Source organism: Pedobacter sp. UC225_65 (genome assembly GCF_042698365.1).
GTDB lineage: Bacteria > Bacteroidota > Bacteroidia > Sphingobacteriales > Sphingobacteriaceae > Pedobacter.
Window position 1 is genome coordinate 3023636 of the sequence record NZ_CP170550.1, and the last position, 13848, is coordinate 3037483.

The following is a 13848-nucleotide window of genomic DNA, read 5'->3' on the forward strand; positions in this document are numbered from 1 at the left end:
CTAAGGAACGAAGCATCTCCATAGATAAGAACTGCTCAATTAGATTACTTCGTGGCTGTTCTGCGGTTTCACTACACTCAGACTGACAGAGTTCTCCCTACTCTTTTTAACTTCAGGCTTGTTAAAGTACCTTATAAATTTTTGTCATCCTGCGTACAGGATGACAAAAATTTCATGCTTTTATACTGACCAATTATTAGTTTCTAGCAGTTGGTGTAGTACCTCTTAAATTGTATTCTTTTGGTGGTTCTGCACCCAATAAATTGGTTACAAAATAATCCCAACGCTTACGCATCATGTAAGGCGAAAACTGTCCAAAGCCATGTGCACTGTTAGGGAACAATACCAGATCAAAGTTTTTATTGGCCTTGATCAAAGCATCAACTACCAAAAGGGTGTTTGAAGGAGGTACGTTGTTGTCCATCATCCCGTGTGTCAACATCAGTTTGCCTTTTAAGTTTTTGGCATAGTTCTGATTGGCCTGCGCTTCGTAGTTGGAGTTTTCTACCAAACCGTTGTAGCGTTCGCCCCAATCGTCCTCGTAGTTACGGTTATCGTGGTTACCTGACTCGGCAATACCTACCTTAAAAAAATCCGGATAACGGAACATCGCCGCAGCTGTAGCAAAACCTCCACCTGAGTGGCCCCAAATACCTACCTTATTGGTATCTATTGGATAGGTTTTGGCCAATTGTCTAATAGCCGTAATCTGATCTGGTAAAGTGTTTTCGGCCATGTTGCCATAACTCATATCATGGAAGCTTTTAGAACGAAATGGATTGCTCGTTCCTTCAATCATTACCACAATAAATCCCAGTTCAGCCAATGCCTGGTTGTCTCCTCGTGATGCAGAGAACGACCAACTGCCCACGCTACCACCTTGGGGACCTGGATAGATATAGTCAATTACAGGATATTTTTTATTGGGATCCATTTGGGTTGGAGTAAATACCAATCCGTAGATATCTGTAGTGCCATCGTTGGCTTTTACATTTACAGGTGTTGGTGCTTTCCAACCTGTTGCGGCTAACCTCGATACATCTGCTTTTTCCAAACTACCTATCAATTTGCCATCTATGTTTCTAAAGGTAGTTACACTTGGCACATCTGGCTGCGAGTAGGTGTCTATAAAGTAGTTGTTACTTGGCGAAAAGGTAATCTGGTGGTTACCCAACTCTGGACTAAGCAAAGTTAAGCCTTTACCATCGAAGCCAATTTTATACAGGTAGCTAAAATAGGGATTACCTGCTTCACGGCCATTACCCATAAAATAGAGCACTCTGTTCTTTTCATCAACCTTTAACAATCGCGATACCAACCAATCGCCTTTGGTGATCTGGTTCTTCAATTTACCCGTTTTCGAATCGTACAGGTAAAGATGCCCCCAGTTGTCTCTCTCAGAGTACCAAAGAATTTCGTTGCTATTAGGTAGGTAACGCCAATTGATGGCACCACGACCCGATTCGAATTGTGTTTTAACTACTTCTTCAAATACTTCGCGTACTGCTCCAGTAGTGGCATCGGCAATCCGAAATTTTTCTTGCTTATGATCCTTGAAGTAGATAAGAAAGCCATCTCTGAGGCATCTGCCTTCCAATCGATATCATCGAAGGTACCGCTACTGGCAATATCGTCGCTCAAAGTTGCCCTATGTGGATCTGGTGGGATTTGGAGACTTACCACTTTGGTATTTTCCACATCTATGATTACCCTTCTAATGGTAGCAATCACCTTATCGCCTGGTAAAGGGTATTTCCAAGCTTTTAAAACCGGCGCACCAACATTGGTGGTTACCAGATACATGTCACTTACATTTCTTTGGTCTTGTTGAAAGGTGGCCACTTTCTTAGAGTCTGGCGACCATCGTACAATGGCACCATCGCTCATCGTCCAACCTGCGTTATCTGTAGCGTAACCGTAGTCTTTTACACCATCGGTAGTTAACTGTGTTTCTTTTTTAGTGGCGATATCTCTAACCCACAAATTCCAGTCTTTGATAAAAACTGCTTTTGTACCATCGGGCGATACAACTCCATTATTTCCACCACCCATTCTGCCACGTGCTGGAGGGCCCGTAACCGTTTCTGCAGTGCCTGTATTTGCACTTACCTGATTGGTCTGCAAGTCATATTGCCATCTTTTTCCATCTGCAGAGAAAGAGATAGATTTTCCATCTGCTGCGTAGCTAATGGTTGGGAAAGGAAGTTTTTTGGCTTCATAGGTCTTGCCACTTGCAGCCGAGAGTGCTGTGGCCAGTTTCTGATGGTCAAATGCTGCTGCTCTTGTTCTTTTAACAGGATCTACTAAAATAAATTCGGTCCCATTTGCAGAGTTGCTCAAGTACCAAAACTTGTCGCCTGCAAGCCAGTTCGGGCGTACGTTACCCGCATCTACAAATTTTTCTGTATTGTAACTCATAAACTGCTCTGCACGCTCGTAATCTTTAGCAGTTAAAGACCTGCCCTGTTGCGCATTTGCAACACATGCGAAGGCAAGCGCTGTTGCGGTTAATAAATATTTATTCATATGCTTTAGCTTAGTTAAACCAGCATAAAATTAATACTGTTTGCGCACTTTAAATTAAAGTACTAACAATAATACATTACAAAAACGCACTCTTTTATAGAATAAGACGTTGTATTTCTTCAACCATCTGTACACCTATAGCTGTAGAGAAACCGTTATAACTATTGGTGATGTTTCCGCTTTTGTCTACTACATAAAATAAAGGATAGGCCTGTACCCGGTATTTTTCTAAGGTGGTTTTATCGCTGGTATAGGTAGGGTATCTCACATCAAAACTTTTGTCGAATTTTAAGATGGCAGCTTTGTCATCAAATAGGTTGATCGTGATGATAGAAAAATCTGTTGTCTTATATTTTTCTTGTAGTTTATTTAACGTTTCTATTGATTCTATACAATGTGGACAACCATTTACCGTGAAGTTGAGCAACAATACTTTCCCTTTAAATGCCGATAGTTGCATCGCCGCTCCGTTTAAATTATAAAGAGGAATTTCTGGCGCGCTGGTAGCTGTGGCTAACAATGGCAATGGTATTTTTGGTTTTTCGAGCGTAAAATCTGCAGGCAGCACCATTTTTGTCAGGTCAATCGGTCTTGCTACATTGAGTTGGTAGTGTGTAAATCGGTATTCGTTAAAAACAACAAGGTAGGTATTGGTACCATCAATAAAACCTTTGCTATCGTTACGGTAATAGTAGGGCAAATTTGCCTTTTTATCTATCAATACGGTCGTCTGACTAAATACATGTTTATTATTTTTGATGGAATCCAGTTCTTTGATCTTGAAGTGTGCATAACTTTTACCATTAACAATTGAGTCTGGAAACTGAACAGCTTTGATACCTTTTTGGAGGTTGTCTGCTATCCTTTTGATCAGGTAAGGCAACGAATGGTAATAATGGGCAGCCTGCGTTGCGTTGGTAGCTATCCGATAGGTATGGTCTGAGAACTGCAACTTGAATAGTTTGCTGCCATCATAAATATCCTCTTGCTCATTCCCCTTAAACCTAAAGGTCAGTTGTTGACCTGCTTGTTTCACAATGATGGATTGAACGGTATCAAAATACAGTTTGTCGCTAAAAAAATCTTTACTGATGTTGGTACTCTTGTAGCTAACGTTTTTAAGCTTGTTAAAATGACTGATCATTTGTTCAACCACTTGTGCTTTGGCAGTTATAACCAAACAAAACAACGTTAAAAAGACAAAGGATATTCTTGATTTCATGTATAAGGTTTGAGGATATAAAAATCAAATATATAAAATCTACGATAATTTCGTAGATTAATTAACTTTATTTAACGCTATGCGTTAAACTAGTTACAGTTATGCAGCTATTGGTATACAAAAAATGCCACCAATGGTTAGTTGATGGCACTGTTATACTTGAAGGAAAGCTTAAAAATCTCCCGCTAACAATGAGCGTTTTGCATTAAACAATGTGGTAAACTCTTGATCAAGGTATTGTGCCAGTTTAAGATTGGCTTTTTGGTGTTTGATTTTGTCTCTGGTTCTTTTTTGTGTAAAAACCTCATCTAATCGAATCCGTTGGCTTGGTGCCTCAGTATCTCTAGAAAAACTCATCTCTGAAATCGTAAGTCTATACTTATTGTCCTTAACCTGAATGGCAACAACAGCACTTAAAGGTTCACTGATATATCCAGAATTGTTAAACATATTGTAATCGTATTTTTCATGGTCGAAGCTGTGAAAAAAAAGCCTTCCATAAATTTCGGCCTCAGCTGGAATGGTATTCTGGTTAAATCTAAAATTCCTGATGGTGCTCAATAGCGAATTCATCTTCTCGAGCAGTTCTTCTTTTTTGAGATTTGAGGCGAATACCTTTTGGTACACGATATCTCTGTCTTTCAAAAAAAATGAGGTCCCCGCAATACTGTCCTTAAAAATAGGTGGTGCATTGGCTGTTTTTTGGTCCTGCGCAAAGCAGCATAGCGAGAATAGCATCGCTAGTAGGGTTAATCTTGTTTTCATTTGTGTGTGTTTTGTGTGTATCAAAGGTGCACAAACTTAATGCCCTATTTTTAAAGTGAAATCACTCCTTGCAATTTAACTTGTATTTAACGCTATTGTTACAACGTTTATCCCAATTTAAGTTATTTTTATATCACTAAAAGCTCAATCATTATGCAACGCAGAAAGTTTATCCAAAATGTTTCTCTATTAACGGCGGCAACAACTTTGCCTGCTGTTGGCCATGCTGTTTCTACCACAGCGAAAAGCAAGTTTAGTGTAGCCTTTATCAGCGATATCCATATCAAACCTTTGGCCGAAGCAGAAGCTGGTATGAGAAAAGTGTTGAGGAATATCCATCAACTCAAAAAGCAACCTGATTTTATCATCAATGGGGGCGATTGTGTAATGGATGCGCTTGCGGCCGACAAGGAAAAGACCAAAATACAATGGGACCTGTTTAACAGCATTATGAAAGCCGAAAACAAACTGCCTGTAAAATATGCACTTGGCAACCACGATATTTGGGCCTGGCAATTGAAAGATGCAGACAAAAAAGACCCGCTTTATGGCAAAGGATGGTGGTTACAACAAACGGGTTATGCCAAAACCTATTACAGTTATACCCACAACAATTGGCATTTTATTGTGTTAGACAGTGTGCAGGAAAACAACGGTGGCTACATTGCTTTGTTAGATGATGCACAGTTTGCATGGCTGGAGAATGAATTGAACAACCATCAAGAAAAGTTCATCTGTATTGTTTCGCATATTCCGATCATGTCTTTTTGCAGCGCCATGTTCTTTAAAGACATGTTGCCCAATGGCGACTGGAAATTATCAAGGGCATTACTCCATACAGATGCGCGAAAGATCAAGGATTTATTTAAAAAACACTCCAACATCAAGACCTGTTTAAGTGGCCATATCCATTTACAAGACGAGCTCACCTATTTGGGCATCAAATATTATTGCAATGGTGCCGTGAGCGGCAATTGGTGGGGTGGTGCTTTTCAGGATTTTGCACCTGCCTATGCCTTATTCGATTTCAATGCCGATGGGACGGTTGAGAGGAAGATGATTGAATATTAGCCTTGTTGCGTGCCTACACGGACCAAGGAGACGAATGAAGAATTAAACAAAAAATCCAATCTCGTTAAAGCAGATTGGATTTCTAAATTTATTAGCTTTTATTATTGAAAAAGAACTCTTTATTCGTTTATAATTATCGTATCACAGATTAACTATCCTAAGTATTACACTTACTTACACCGCCATTTGAAGATAACGGCTGTCTAAATGGAAAACTCTGAGTTTGACAATAGGAGCCTAAATTCAAAACTGCCTGGCCAAAATCTGTTTGAACCACAACCTCCATCTTTTTGCAGACTCCAGTTTCAGTAATCCAATTGCCATTACTGTTTTGATAGACCAGACTGCAAGAACCATTAAGTTCACCCCCTTTAACATTTTTCATTTGTTCTCTCGTTAGCACTTCGCCATATGGTGAATTTTGCTGATTTGACTGTTGATTTTTCATATGATATAAGATTAGGTTACAAAATTTGAAATCGCAAAGTCTTCGGTTAGACAAGCATAGTGCTTCGGATACTACTGATTCTAAGCTATCCCAATCATCAAAACATTGCGCTCCTTTAAGTCCGACAGCTACCAAAACTATAAACTGTTCCTTTTTGGAATATCTGACTTACCCTAAATTTAAGAGTTTTATACAAAAATCGCATGGAATATATTCTTCATATTTCCTTTAACGAAACATCAATTTTCTTGCCCCAAATAGAGATCAAATCATGAGAGAGAAGGATTAACTTCGAATTAAAATGTAACGATTTTTTTACAATTGTTCTCCTTGGTCCGTTTCGACACGGACCAAGGGAAAAATTATTTCAGGTTGGCCTCTATTCCTTTATTATCGGCATCCCATAGAGTATGTTGCGGGTGTTTTTGGATGGAAGTTCGGTGGTTTTCAACATATTATTCTGTAGAATAATGATTGTTTTATCATGATCAAGATCTCTCTCAATATAAGTGATGTAACCTGCCCAGCTACCAGAGTGATAGACCATTTTCCCAAAATCTTTACTCTCTCTGATAAACCAACCAAAAACCATAATTGGTTCCTTTATTGTCATTTGTTGGGTAAGACGAAAAAATCATTTTTTTATCTTCTTCATTTACCAGTTTACCTGTATATAAAGCCCTATCCCATTTAAGTAAATCTTTTGCTGTGCTATTCACCATCCCATCGCCAACTATCCCATCAAGGTAAATGAACCTGTTTCTCCCATCTTCATCAGGTGTAATTTTTCGCTTTAAACTATCAGAGTAACCATAGGCTAGTGCATAGTTTTCAATTTTTTGTGGCTGATACCTGCTCCGGTAAACCAAACTACGCTTCATCTCCAAAGGTTTGAAAATATACTGTTCCAGAAATCCACCAAAAGATTGCCCACTTACACGTTCAATGATGGTACCCAAAATTAAATAACCAGTGTTACTGTACTCCCGTTTCTCATTGGGTTCAAAAACCTTTTTTGGCTTTAAGGCCTTAAATAAGTTGAGGATATCAATGTTTGTGGCTATTTTGTTTTTATCCCAATTTGTATCGGTTATATCTATGTAATCTGGCAGGCCACCGGTGTGGGTCAGCAGGTTCCAGATTGTTATTCCTTTGTAATCAGCCAATTCAGGCACATACTTGGTCATGTCATCCTCGTACGATAGCTTTCCCTGTTTTTTGAGCAGAACTATAGCCATAGCCGTAAATTGTTTAGATACGGATGCCAATTCAAAAATAGTATTTGCGTTTAATTTGGCACCTGTTTTTTCATTGGCTAAACCATAACTCTTCTCAAAGATCACTTTCCCTTTTTCGGCAATCAGCACATTGCCATTAAAGGAGTTGGCGGCATGCAGTCCGCTATACAATGAATCTAATCTTTTAGCCTTTTCATCCGGATTTGTTTGGGCAGAAGTTACAGTTGTTATTGCACATAAAACAACTGCAACAAAAGCGCTTATGTTTTTCATCTTTAGTTTGTTTATTTGGTTGTATTATCCGTTAACTGCATAGGGATGGGATTGTTTATTATTGAAGCCTTAAAAGCTACTGTTTTCTTAAATAAATCTTCCCGTAGGTCGATTCGAAGACATAAGCTGGCCCCTTACCTGGCTCTGCTGTGATGGAAGTCAGGAAATTTTCTTGCTTTTTATCGGTAAGCACTAGATTCAAGTTAGAATAGTACCTACCATAATTAGTAGTTGCTTTAATTTGTCCCACTTGATTTTTAATGAGACTGGCATCAATACCACCATACTTGGCATCTACGCTGATAGGAGCATTGAAATCAACCAACTCCACTATACCATAGGTTGCCTTGATATTTGTGGCGATGTGCACTGGCACTTTTATTTCCAGTTTGATATCAATATCCGTTCCTTCCGAATAAGACCTCACATCTTTTTTGTCTCTATAAGCCTTGAACTCTTCCAATGTTTTAAAAGTAGTTTTCTGCCCATCTTGCCATATCGTATACCTACGTGGCAATTTGTCTTTGTCCTTAATCAGGTCACTTATCTCTAAAGTTCCGGCTGTAGTTTGGTCTTGCAGGGTAAAAGCACTATCATGTTCACCACCATTGATACTTACCTTAGCTGTTACAGACACCTCATTTTTATCCCAGGTACTGATTTTCACAACTGGGTAATCAAATTTTAAGGACAATTGCTGCCCTGCCTTAATGGGATAAGTACGATTGATAACTGTTTGCGCAAAGGTAACCATTGGTGCCAATAGCACTAAGCCGATCATGATCAATTTATTTTTCATGTGATTCAAGTTAATAATGGATGAAGTACAATTAATTTCCTTTTCTCAGGTATACCTTTGAGTACTCAGAGGTTAGGTTAAATTCGATTCCTCCACCATTCAAACTGCCCACAATATTGCTACTGTTATATTCAACCATTCCATCCTCAGTACGCTTTTTTAGCTCGATCTTCATCTCAGAAGCTGCGAAAACATAACCATAAGAACTTTTGAGCTTCAAGCTCGCTTTGGTAGCCAATGGTACCGACACATCAACGTTACCGTACATAGAGGCAATCGTAATTGGTCCGGTAATTTTATCCTTAAACTTGGCTATAACCGAACCATAAATACTATTGACGCTTATTGGTCCACTTACATCTTCCAGTTCTATCGTATTGTTTCTTGCCGAGATGTCGATCTCTTTTGGATGTCTTTGAAGACAATCTTATTTGCATTGATCATATTCTGCCAGTTATAAGAAATACTCATGCCTCGGGGCACCAATATTTTGATCTTGCCCAAATTAGGTGCCACCTCATTCACTTCCAAGGTAGCTCCTTTATCTGCTACATTAATACCGATGCCCGTATTGTCAACAATACCCGTACCGCTAAGCACTGATAAACCAGCAGCTCGCTCATCAGCAATTTTTTTGCTTGGTGTGCTAAAAACAACTTCATTTCCATCGTAACCTTCTACGGTAACAGCCGATAGTTTGATCACCAGTTTGCCACTTGTCTTGGCTACTTTAAACTCTTGTGCAAAAGCACTACCAAAGGCGCTCAAGCAAATTAATAGGGTTAGTATTCTCTTTTTCATTTTGTATTAAATATTTGTATGATTAATAATTGTTGTGGTTTCTGATTAATATTTTGGAGTTCAATAGCCCCGTTTTGGTCTGGTTAAGTCCCTTTCAGTTCGAACATACTTGTATAAGCTCTTTCTTTAACTGCATCCATGGTATCTTTGTCTCTAACCATTTGTTCTAGTTCTGAGAGGATGGCCGACTCCTTCATCCTAGTTAACAATCCGATCAATGCAATCTGTACCATAGGACTCTTGTTGTTTCTTTAAAGAGCTGATCAATTGTTTTTTAACATAACTTTCCCTGTAAAATTTGGCCAGACCATCCAATGCGGCCAACCTTACATTGGTGTTTGGATCATCATTCATTGTTTGAACAAGCACATCCACCACATCACGGCTCATGTTTTTCAATCGCTCAGTACCCGACAATACCCGAATGCGGTTGGCTGGTGATTCCTCGTCGCCCAGTTGATCAAACAAAGCCTGTTTGTAAGAGGCAGAGGCAGTTTCTCCTAATACTTGCTTCAACTGCGCTTTTCGATTAGCCATATCATGATCTACCCCCTCAAATTGATGTTCTTTAACTAAGGGTTGCTGTGCTACCTCATTTAAAGCTGGGTTTGTACCCGTATCATTTGTTGGTACCTGTGGATGAATTTTGACTGCCGCTTTCGTCAACATTTTTGGATCCTTAGGGATATTGCTTTCGTTCAGTTTCCAAAACACAGCCCCCAATACCAATACGAAACAGGCTGCCGCAGTCCATCGTAATGCTTGGAAAGAAATTACAATGCCTTTTTTCGGTTTTTTAGGGCTTTCCGTTTGCATTTGAAGCTTGATCCGCTCCAATACCAATGGATTTGGGTTGCGATGATCAAATGCCTCATTATTGCTGTCTATAAATTTCTCTAATTTACCTTTCATATTGTCCCTCCTTTAATGTTTCCAAAAGCTTGTTCTTTGCTCTGAAATACTGTGTTCTTACTCCCGTGTGCGTCATACCCAATAGTTGTGCAATTTCTTGCTGTGGTATGTTTTCAATGGCGTAAAGCTGAAAAACCGTTCTGTAGGTAATCGGAAGCGCCTCAATGGCTTCACTCACTTTGCTCATCGTATACTCAAAATCATCTTCATCGATCGGGTCTTCATCTATAATGGCTTTTTCCGGCTCTAATTCGATCAACATCAGCTTCTTTTTACGCAACCAGTTGATCGCCTTATTGATCGCTATTCTTTTTACCCAACCCCCGAAACTATCCGCATTGTTCAAGTCGCCAATATCCCGATAAGCATCTACAAAGGTTTCCTGCAGGATATCCTCAGCTTCGGCCGTGTGTTCTACATACCTACAGATTGCATTATAGACATATTTAGCATGTTGGTTATAGAGCCCCGTATACGCATGGGGGTTTCCCTCTTTGCACATGGCTATAAGGTTCTGTTGTGTACTCATTTACCGTATTGTATCGATAGTTTTAGGTTCTTTACATTAAAGGCATCAGAAATGCCGGATTGTTGCAAAATTCTTTATTAAATATTTAAATTTTTTATCAAAATAACCATTACTGCCACTAAATCAACCATTTAATAACCCATAATTTGCAATAACATCAACCAGATAAATAAAAAAAGCCCGATCAATAATCGGGCTTTTTTTATGAATGGAAATACTCTTTATGCTATCCAACCTACCTTTCTTTTCCATTCTTCTATCTCCTTTTTTCTTTGCTCAAAATCTTTCAGTGGTTTTTGATTTTCGCTTTTTGCGCGATGTCTAATCAATTCGATTTGCTCATCAAGTGTATTCAATCCGATAGCTTTTCTTCTTTGATTTACTTTTATCAGGTTGTCAAAAAGATTTGGCATCAATTCTCCATTTTCATTCCAATCAAATTGAGTTCCATAAAGTTGGGGTTCCCCTTCAAATATAGCTATACGGTCGGTTAGGAAAGCTAAATTTTTGGGATCCACTCTATTTTCATCAACAGCATCTTTTAATAATACCGCACACTTTCTCATAAAAGAGGGTTGTCCTATTGAATGTTGTATAATCAACCAAGCAGCTTCGCTGGCTTCTTGACCAACTTTATCAATAGTCGGATACCCAATAACAGCTATAATATCATTTAATAGCGTTGCATTATTGTTATGCAATTTCTCCATTTCTTCATGATATCCTTCTCCCAATTGTCCCTTTTGGATAAGTTCATTACGAAATGCCAAATCCTTATCTTTCAGACAAATTATCCGCTCTGCAAAACTGGTATAATCCATAATGTTACCGATATCGAGTGATGAAATTACTACCTTAAAATTACGTAAATATTTCTTCCAATCCATTTTAAAGCAAAAAGTCCTGCAAAGCAGGACCATTTTGTTTTGGCGGAGAGAGAGGGAATTGAACCCATATCCATAAAACGCTTTTTTAGTATCATGCGAAGGCTTCCAACTTATCTACTCCCCGAATTACTCACCTTAAATTTTGATTTTCTTTAGCTGCAAATGCTATAACTAAAATTAGCAAAATTTTAGTTAAATACAAAGCGAAATTACATCATTTTGGTGGTATCAATCTAGGGAACCTGGTTAATGTGCTCCAAGGAAGTATATTTGGTGAACGTGATCAATATGTTCACTTAGGACCTGTTTTAGATCATGTGTATGAAAATCCTTTTAAATAAAATAGGCCAGTCTTACGATTGGCCTATTTTATCATTTCTTAATAATTAATTATTTGCCGGGAATGATATCAATGATCACGGTCCTGTTGTAAAAGCGTTCCTCAGGGAAGTTATTCTCAAATGGTGCACGGTTTGTATCCTCTCCAAAACCAAAGGTTTCAAAAGTGACATTGCTTTTGCCCGCATTTGTCAAGGCCTTTTGAATGACCTTTTGCGTTTCCGTTGCCCTGCTGGTTGAAAGCTTCTGGTTATATGCTTCTTCTCCAATGACATCAGTGTGGCCATGTACAATAACCGTAGAACCTGAAGTAATTAAAGGTGAAACCACTTCGGTCAAAAACTTGTTATATGATGCTATTGAGGTTGATTTATCAAAGTCGAACAAGATACTGTAACGGTATCCCTTATCTATCCTTTCATCCTGGCGAACCAGTGCCACTGTAGCTTCTTTCCTTATCGGCAAGCCACTTTTCGATTCACCTTCCATCACCACTTTGTAGGTGCCTGATTTGTTGCTTCCCAAGATTGAGGTCGCGGTCATGCTTTCCTGTTCACGTGTAAATGGCCCATAACGCTTCACGGTTCCACTTTCGTCGGTAAGGGCTAGTGTCCAAGATTTGAGCACTCTATTAGCACCATTCACGTTGAATATCACATGGGTGTCCAAAGGACTCTACCTGTGTGGTTAAAATCTGCACTGGCTTCATCATGCCTCCACCAACTTCCATCAATAATTCAGGTGATGCGCTGGTAATATCTACACGGCGATCTCCTTCACGAAGCAGTACCAATTCTTTTGTACCACCTGGTTGTTCTGATGGGATCAGCGGTTTAGTGCGTCCAACAGTAGCCATTCTCGAAGCATCAATTCCGAATACCGATACCAGGTATTGTTTAATCGTTTCTGCAAATACTTTACCTTCTGCTGGTCCATTGGCTGAAGATCCCGTTAATGAAATCGTAGCACTAGTATTAGCCCTCATTCTATCACCCAAAATGTTAAGGATGTTATGATACACGTTTAACTGTCTGGCAGAACGTCCATCGATATTTGGAGTTTGTTCGTTTTGTAAAGAAATCTCTTGAAAGGCTGATGCCTGACTATTTGTAAGCAATACGTAACGCGTAGGGATTGAAGTAGAACCTTCATTAAAGAACACCGAATTACGAAGCGGCAATGTTTCACTTACCAAACGTTTTAAAGGGATTGATTTAGGCGCACGTACCGTAAACATGATATCACGCGCCGGCACTGCTGCCACTGGAGCTTGTTCCTTTACCTTTACAGCTCTTCCAAATTTTAAAGCAATACCTGCCCTAACGGTAGATACTGACCAACTTTCTATATTACGTGCATCCTGACCAAAGTATGGATGGTAAGAAACGAAAGGGGAAAGGGAAGCGCTTATTTTGCTGTTTACCGAAGTAATTGGCAAATCATAGCCCATTCCAACCTGTCCAGAAAAAACAGTGGTGTTCATTTCACTAAAATCTCCTTCTTTATCTTCTTGTTTAAGCTGGGTATATTCAAACCCTTTCTGCAATCCGAATGCCACACGTGGGCCGGCAAAAAAGAACAGGTTCGATTTCGGAATTCCCAAGCGTAAGCTCGGTTCAACGGTAATGTAGCTAAGGTTGGTTTCTAATGTAGCTGGGCAATCACATGGGGCCACTACATCATCAAACTTTCCACCACGACCATCATATCCTACGTTCAGCATAAAGCCTAAAACGCTCGCAGCGCGATATTCTACCAAGATCGAACCAAATGGGCGCACACCGTTTCCTTTGTGAAAAGCCGTTGGTACGATCAAAGAATTATTCAAACGCTGTGTAGTACCAGTATAAAAGTTAAGATTTGCCGCACCTGATACACCGAACCACCATTTGGGCTGTGTATCTTGAGCAAATGCAGCACTTTGGCTCAAAATGATCAGTAGCGAGCAGATGATCAATGCTGCTTTATTTTTATTTATAAGTAACATCATAATGTTTTTAGATTAATATTTAGCTAATTAATAGTAAAAGATGCCCGC

General features: G+C 39.2%; 15 protein-coding genes and 1 pseudogene. 1 reads left to right on the forward strand and 15 read right to left on the reverse strand.

Annotated features, from left to right (window positions below):
• Positions 1 to 196 precede the first annotated feature (196 nt).
• The 4 genes and pseudogenes from ACFJIZ_RS15830 to ACFJIZ_RS15845 all read right to left on the reverse strand — a co-directional run bounded on the left by ACFJIZ_RS15830 (position 197) and on the right by ACFJIZ_RS15845 (position 4513).
• Positions 197 to 934 (reverse strand): alpha/beta hydrolase family protein, encoded by a 738-nt coding sequence (locus ACFJIZ_RS15830; protein WP_379094062.1) that lies wholly within the window; start codon positions 932 to 934, stop codon positions 197 to 199.
• 225 nt (positions 935 to 1159) lie between these two features.
• Positions 1160 to 2526 (reverse strand): annotated as a pseudogene (locus ACFJIZ_RS15835) (DPP IV N-terminal domain-containing protein); the annotation flags it as partial.
• A gap of 94 nt (positions 2527 to 2620) precedes the next feature.
• The gene (locus tag ACFJIZ_RS15840; RefSeq protein ID WP_379086069.1) at positions 2621 to 3748 is read right to left on the reverse strand and encodes a TlpA family protein disulfide reductase; all 1128 of its coding nucleotides are present in this window, start codon (positions 3746 to 3748) and stop codon (positions 2621 to 2623) included.
• Between the two features lie 171 nt (positions 3749 to 3919).
• The gene (locus ACFJIZ_RS15845; RefSeq protein ID WP_379086074.1) at positions 3920 to 4513 is read right to left on the reverse strand and encodes a hypothetical protein; all 594 of its coding nucleotides are present in this window, start codon (positions 4511 to 4513) and stop codon (positions 3920 to 3922) included.
• A 153-nt stretch (positions 4514 to 4666) separates the two neighbouring features.
• Between ACFJIZ_RS15845 and ACFJIZ_RS15850 the strand changes: the two genes are divergently transcribed.
• Complete coding sequence (locus ACFJIZ_RS15850; protein ID WP_379086077.1) at positions 4667 to 5584, forward strand: metallophosphoesterase family protein; 918 nt, start codon at positions 4667 to 4669, stop codon at positions 5582 to 5584.
• Positions 5585 to 5741: 157 nt separating this feature from the next.
• Here ACFJIZ_RS15850 and ACFJIZ_RS15855 read toward each other — a convergent pair whose 3' ends face one another.
• The 11 genes from ACFJIZ_RS15855 to ACFJIZ_RS15905 form a co-directional block, all read right to left on the reverse strand.
• Entirely contained in the window at positions 5742 to 6032 is a 291-nt protein-coding gene (locus ACFJIZ_RS15855) for a hypothetical protein (RefSeq protein ID WP_379086080.1), read from the reverse strand.
• A gap of 560 nt (positions 6033 to 6592) precedes the next feature.
• On the reverse strand, positions 6593 to 7543 hold the full coding sequence (locus tag ACFJIZ_RS15860; RefSeq protein ID WP_379086083.1) for a serine hydrolase domain-containing protein: 951 nt from the start codon (positions 7541 to 7543) through the stop codon (positions 6593 to 6595).
• A gap of 76 nt (positions 7544 to 7619) precedes the next feature.
• Positions 7620 to 8342: a hypothetical protein gene (locus ACFJIZ_RS15865; protein ID WP_379086086.1), complete on the reverse strand. Its 723-nt coding sequence runs from the start codon at positions 8340 to 8342 to the stop codon at positions 7620 to 7622.
• Between the two features lie 31 nt (positions 8343 to 8373).
• Positions 8374 to 8742 (reverse strand): DUF4097 family beta strand repeat-containing protein, encoded by a 369-nt coding sequence (locus tag ACFJIZ_RS15870; protein WP_379094065.1) that lies wholly within the window; start codon positions 8740 to 8742, stop codon positions 8374 to 8376.
• Complete coding sequence (locus ACFJIZ_RS15875; protein ID WP_379086089.1) at positions 8712 to 9143, reverse strand: hypothetical protein; 432 nt, start codon at positions 9141 to 9143, stop codon at positions 8712 to 8714. The genes ACFJIZ_RS15870 and ACFJIZ_RS15875 overlap by 31 nt, the downstream gene beginning before the upstream one ends.
• 83 nt (positions 9144 to 9226) lie before the next feature.
• Positions 9227 to 9376 carry a hypothetical protein gene (locus ACFJIZ_RS15880; RefSeq protein ID WP_379086092.1) on the reverse strand — a complete coding sequence of 50 codons (150 nt, stop codon included), beginning with the start codon at positions 9374 to 9376 and terminating at the stop codon, positions 9227 to 9229.
• Positions 9342 to 10055 (reverse strand): HEAT repeat domain-containing protein, encoded by a 714-nt coding sequence (locus ACFJIZ_RS15885; RefSeq protein WP_379086095.1) that lies wholly within the window; start codon positions 10053 to 10055, stop codon positions 9342 to 9344. The genes ACFJIZ_RS15880 and ACFJIZ_RS15885 overlap by 35 nt, the downstream gene beginning before the upstream one ends.
• Positions 10045 to 10584, reverse strand: coding sequence for an RNA polymerase sigma factor (locus tag ACFJIZ_RS15890; RefSeq protein ID WP_379086098.1), 540 nt, complete (start codon positions 10582 to 10584; stop codon positions 10045 to 10047). The genes ACFJIZ_RS15885 and ACFJIZ_RS15890 overlap by 11 nt, the downstream gene beginning before the upstream one ends.
• A 221-nt stretch (positions 10585 to 10805) precedes the next feature.
• Entirely contained in the window at positions 10806 to 11471 is a 666-nt protein-coding gene (locus ACFJIZ_RS15895) for a DUF6624 domain-containing protein (protein WP_379086100.1), read from the reverse strand.
• A gap of 390 nt (positions 11472 to 11861) precedes the next feature.
• A complete protein-coding gene (locus ACFJIZ_RS15900; RefSeq protein ID WP_379086103.1) occupies positions 11862 to 12437 on the reverse strand; it encodes an OmpA family protein in 576 nt (191 codons plus the stop codon).
• A gap of 4 nt (positions 12438 to 12441) precedes the next feature.
• A complete protein-coding gene (locus tag ACFJIZ_RS15905; RefSeq protein ID WP_379086106.1) occupies positions 12442 to 13800 on the reverse strand; it encodes an outer membrane beta-barrel protein in 1359 nt (452 codons plus the stop codon).
• Positions 13801 to 13848 lie beyond the last annotated feature (48 nt).

Bases quoted from the DNA above. Each gene is read 5' to 3' on its own strand.
- ACFJIZ_RS15830 (WP_379094062.1), bottom strand. From the start codon at position 934: ATGGATCCCAATAAAAAATATCCTGTAATTGACTATATCTATCCAGGT.
- ACFJIZ_RS15840 (WP_379086069.1), bottom strand. From the start codon at position 3,748: ATGAAATCAAGAATATCCTTTGTCTTTTTAACGTTGTTTTGTTTGGTT.
- ACFJIZ_RS15845 (WP_379086074.1), bottom strand. From the start codon at position 4,513: ATGAAAACAAGATTAACCCTACTAGCGATGCTATTCTCGCTATGCTGC.
- ACFJIZ_RS15850 (WP_379086077.1), top strand. From the start codon at position 4,667: ATGCAACGCAGAAAGTTTATCCAAAATGTTTCTCTATTAACGGCGGCA.
- ACFJIZ_RS15855 (WP_379086080.1), bottom strand. From the start codon at position 6,032: ATGAAAAATCAACAGTCAAATCAGCAAAATTCACCATATGGCGAAGTG.
- ACFJIZ_RS15860 (WP_379086083.1), bottom strand. From the start codon at position 7,543: ATGAAAAACATAAGCGCTTTTGTTGCAGTTGTTTTATGTGCAATAACA.
- ACFJIZ_RS15865 (WP_379086086.1), bottom strand. From the start codon at position 8,342: ATGAAAAATAAATTGATCATGATCGGCTTAGTGCTATTGGCACCAATG.
- ACFJIZ_RS15875 (WP_379086089.1), bottom strand. From the start codon at position 9,143: ATGAAAAAGAGAATACTAACCCTATTAATTTGCTTGAGCGCCTTTGGT.
- ACFJIZ_RS15880 (WP_379086092.1), bottom strand. From the start codon at position 9,376: ATGGTACAGATTGCATTGATCGGATTGTTAACTAGGATGAAGGAGTCG.
- ACFJIZ_RS15885 (WP_379086095.1), bottom strand. From the start codon at position 10,055: ATGAAAGGTAAATTAGAGAAATTTATAGACAGCAATAATGAGGCATTT.
- ACFJIZ_RS15890 (WP_379086098.1), bottom strand. From the start codon at position 10,584: ATGAGTACACAACAGAACCTTATAGCCATGTGCAAAGAGGGAAACCCC.
- ACFJIZ_RS15895 (WP_379086100.1), bottom strand. From the start codon at position 11,471: ATGGATTGGAAGAAATATTTACGTAATTTTAAGGTAGTAATTTCATCA.
- ACFJIZ_RS15905 (WP_379086106.1), bottom strand. From the start codon at position 13,800: ATGATGTTACTTATAAATAAAAATAAAGCAGCATTGATCATCTGCTCG.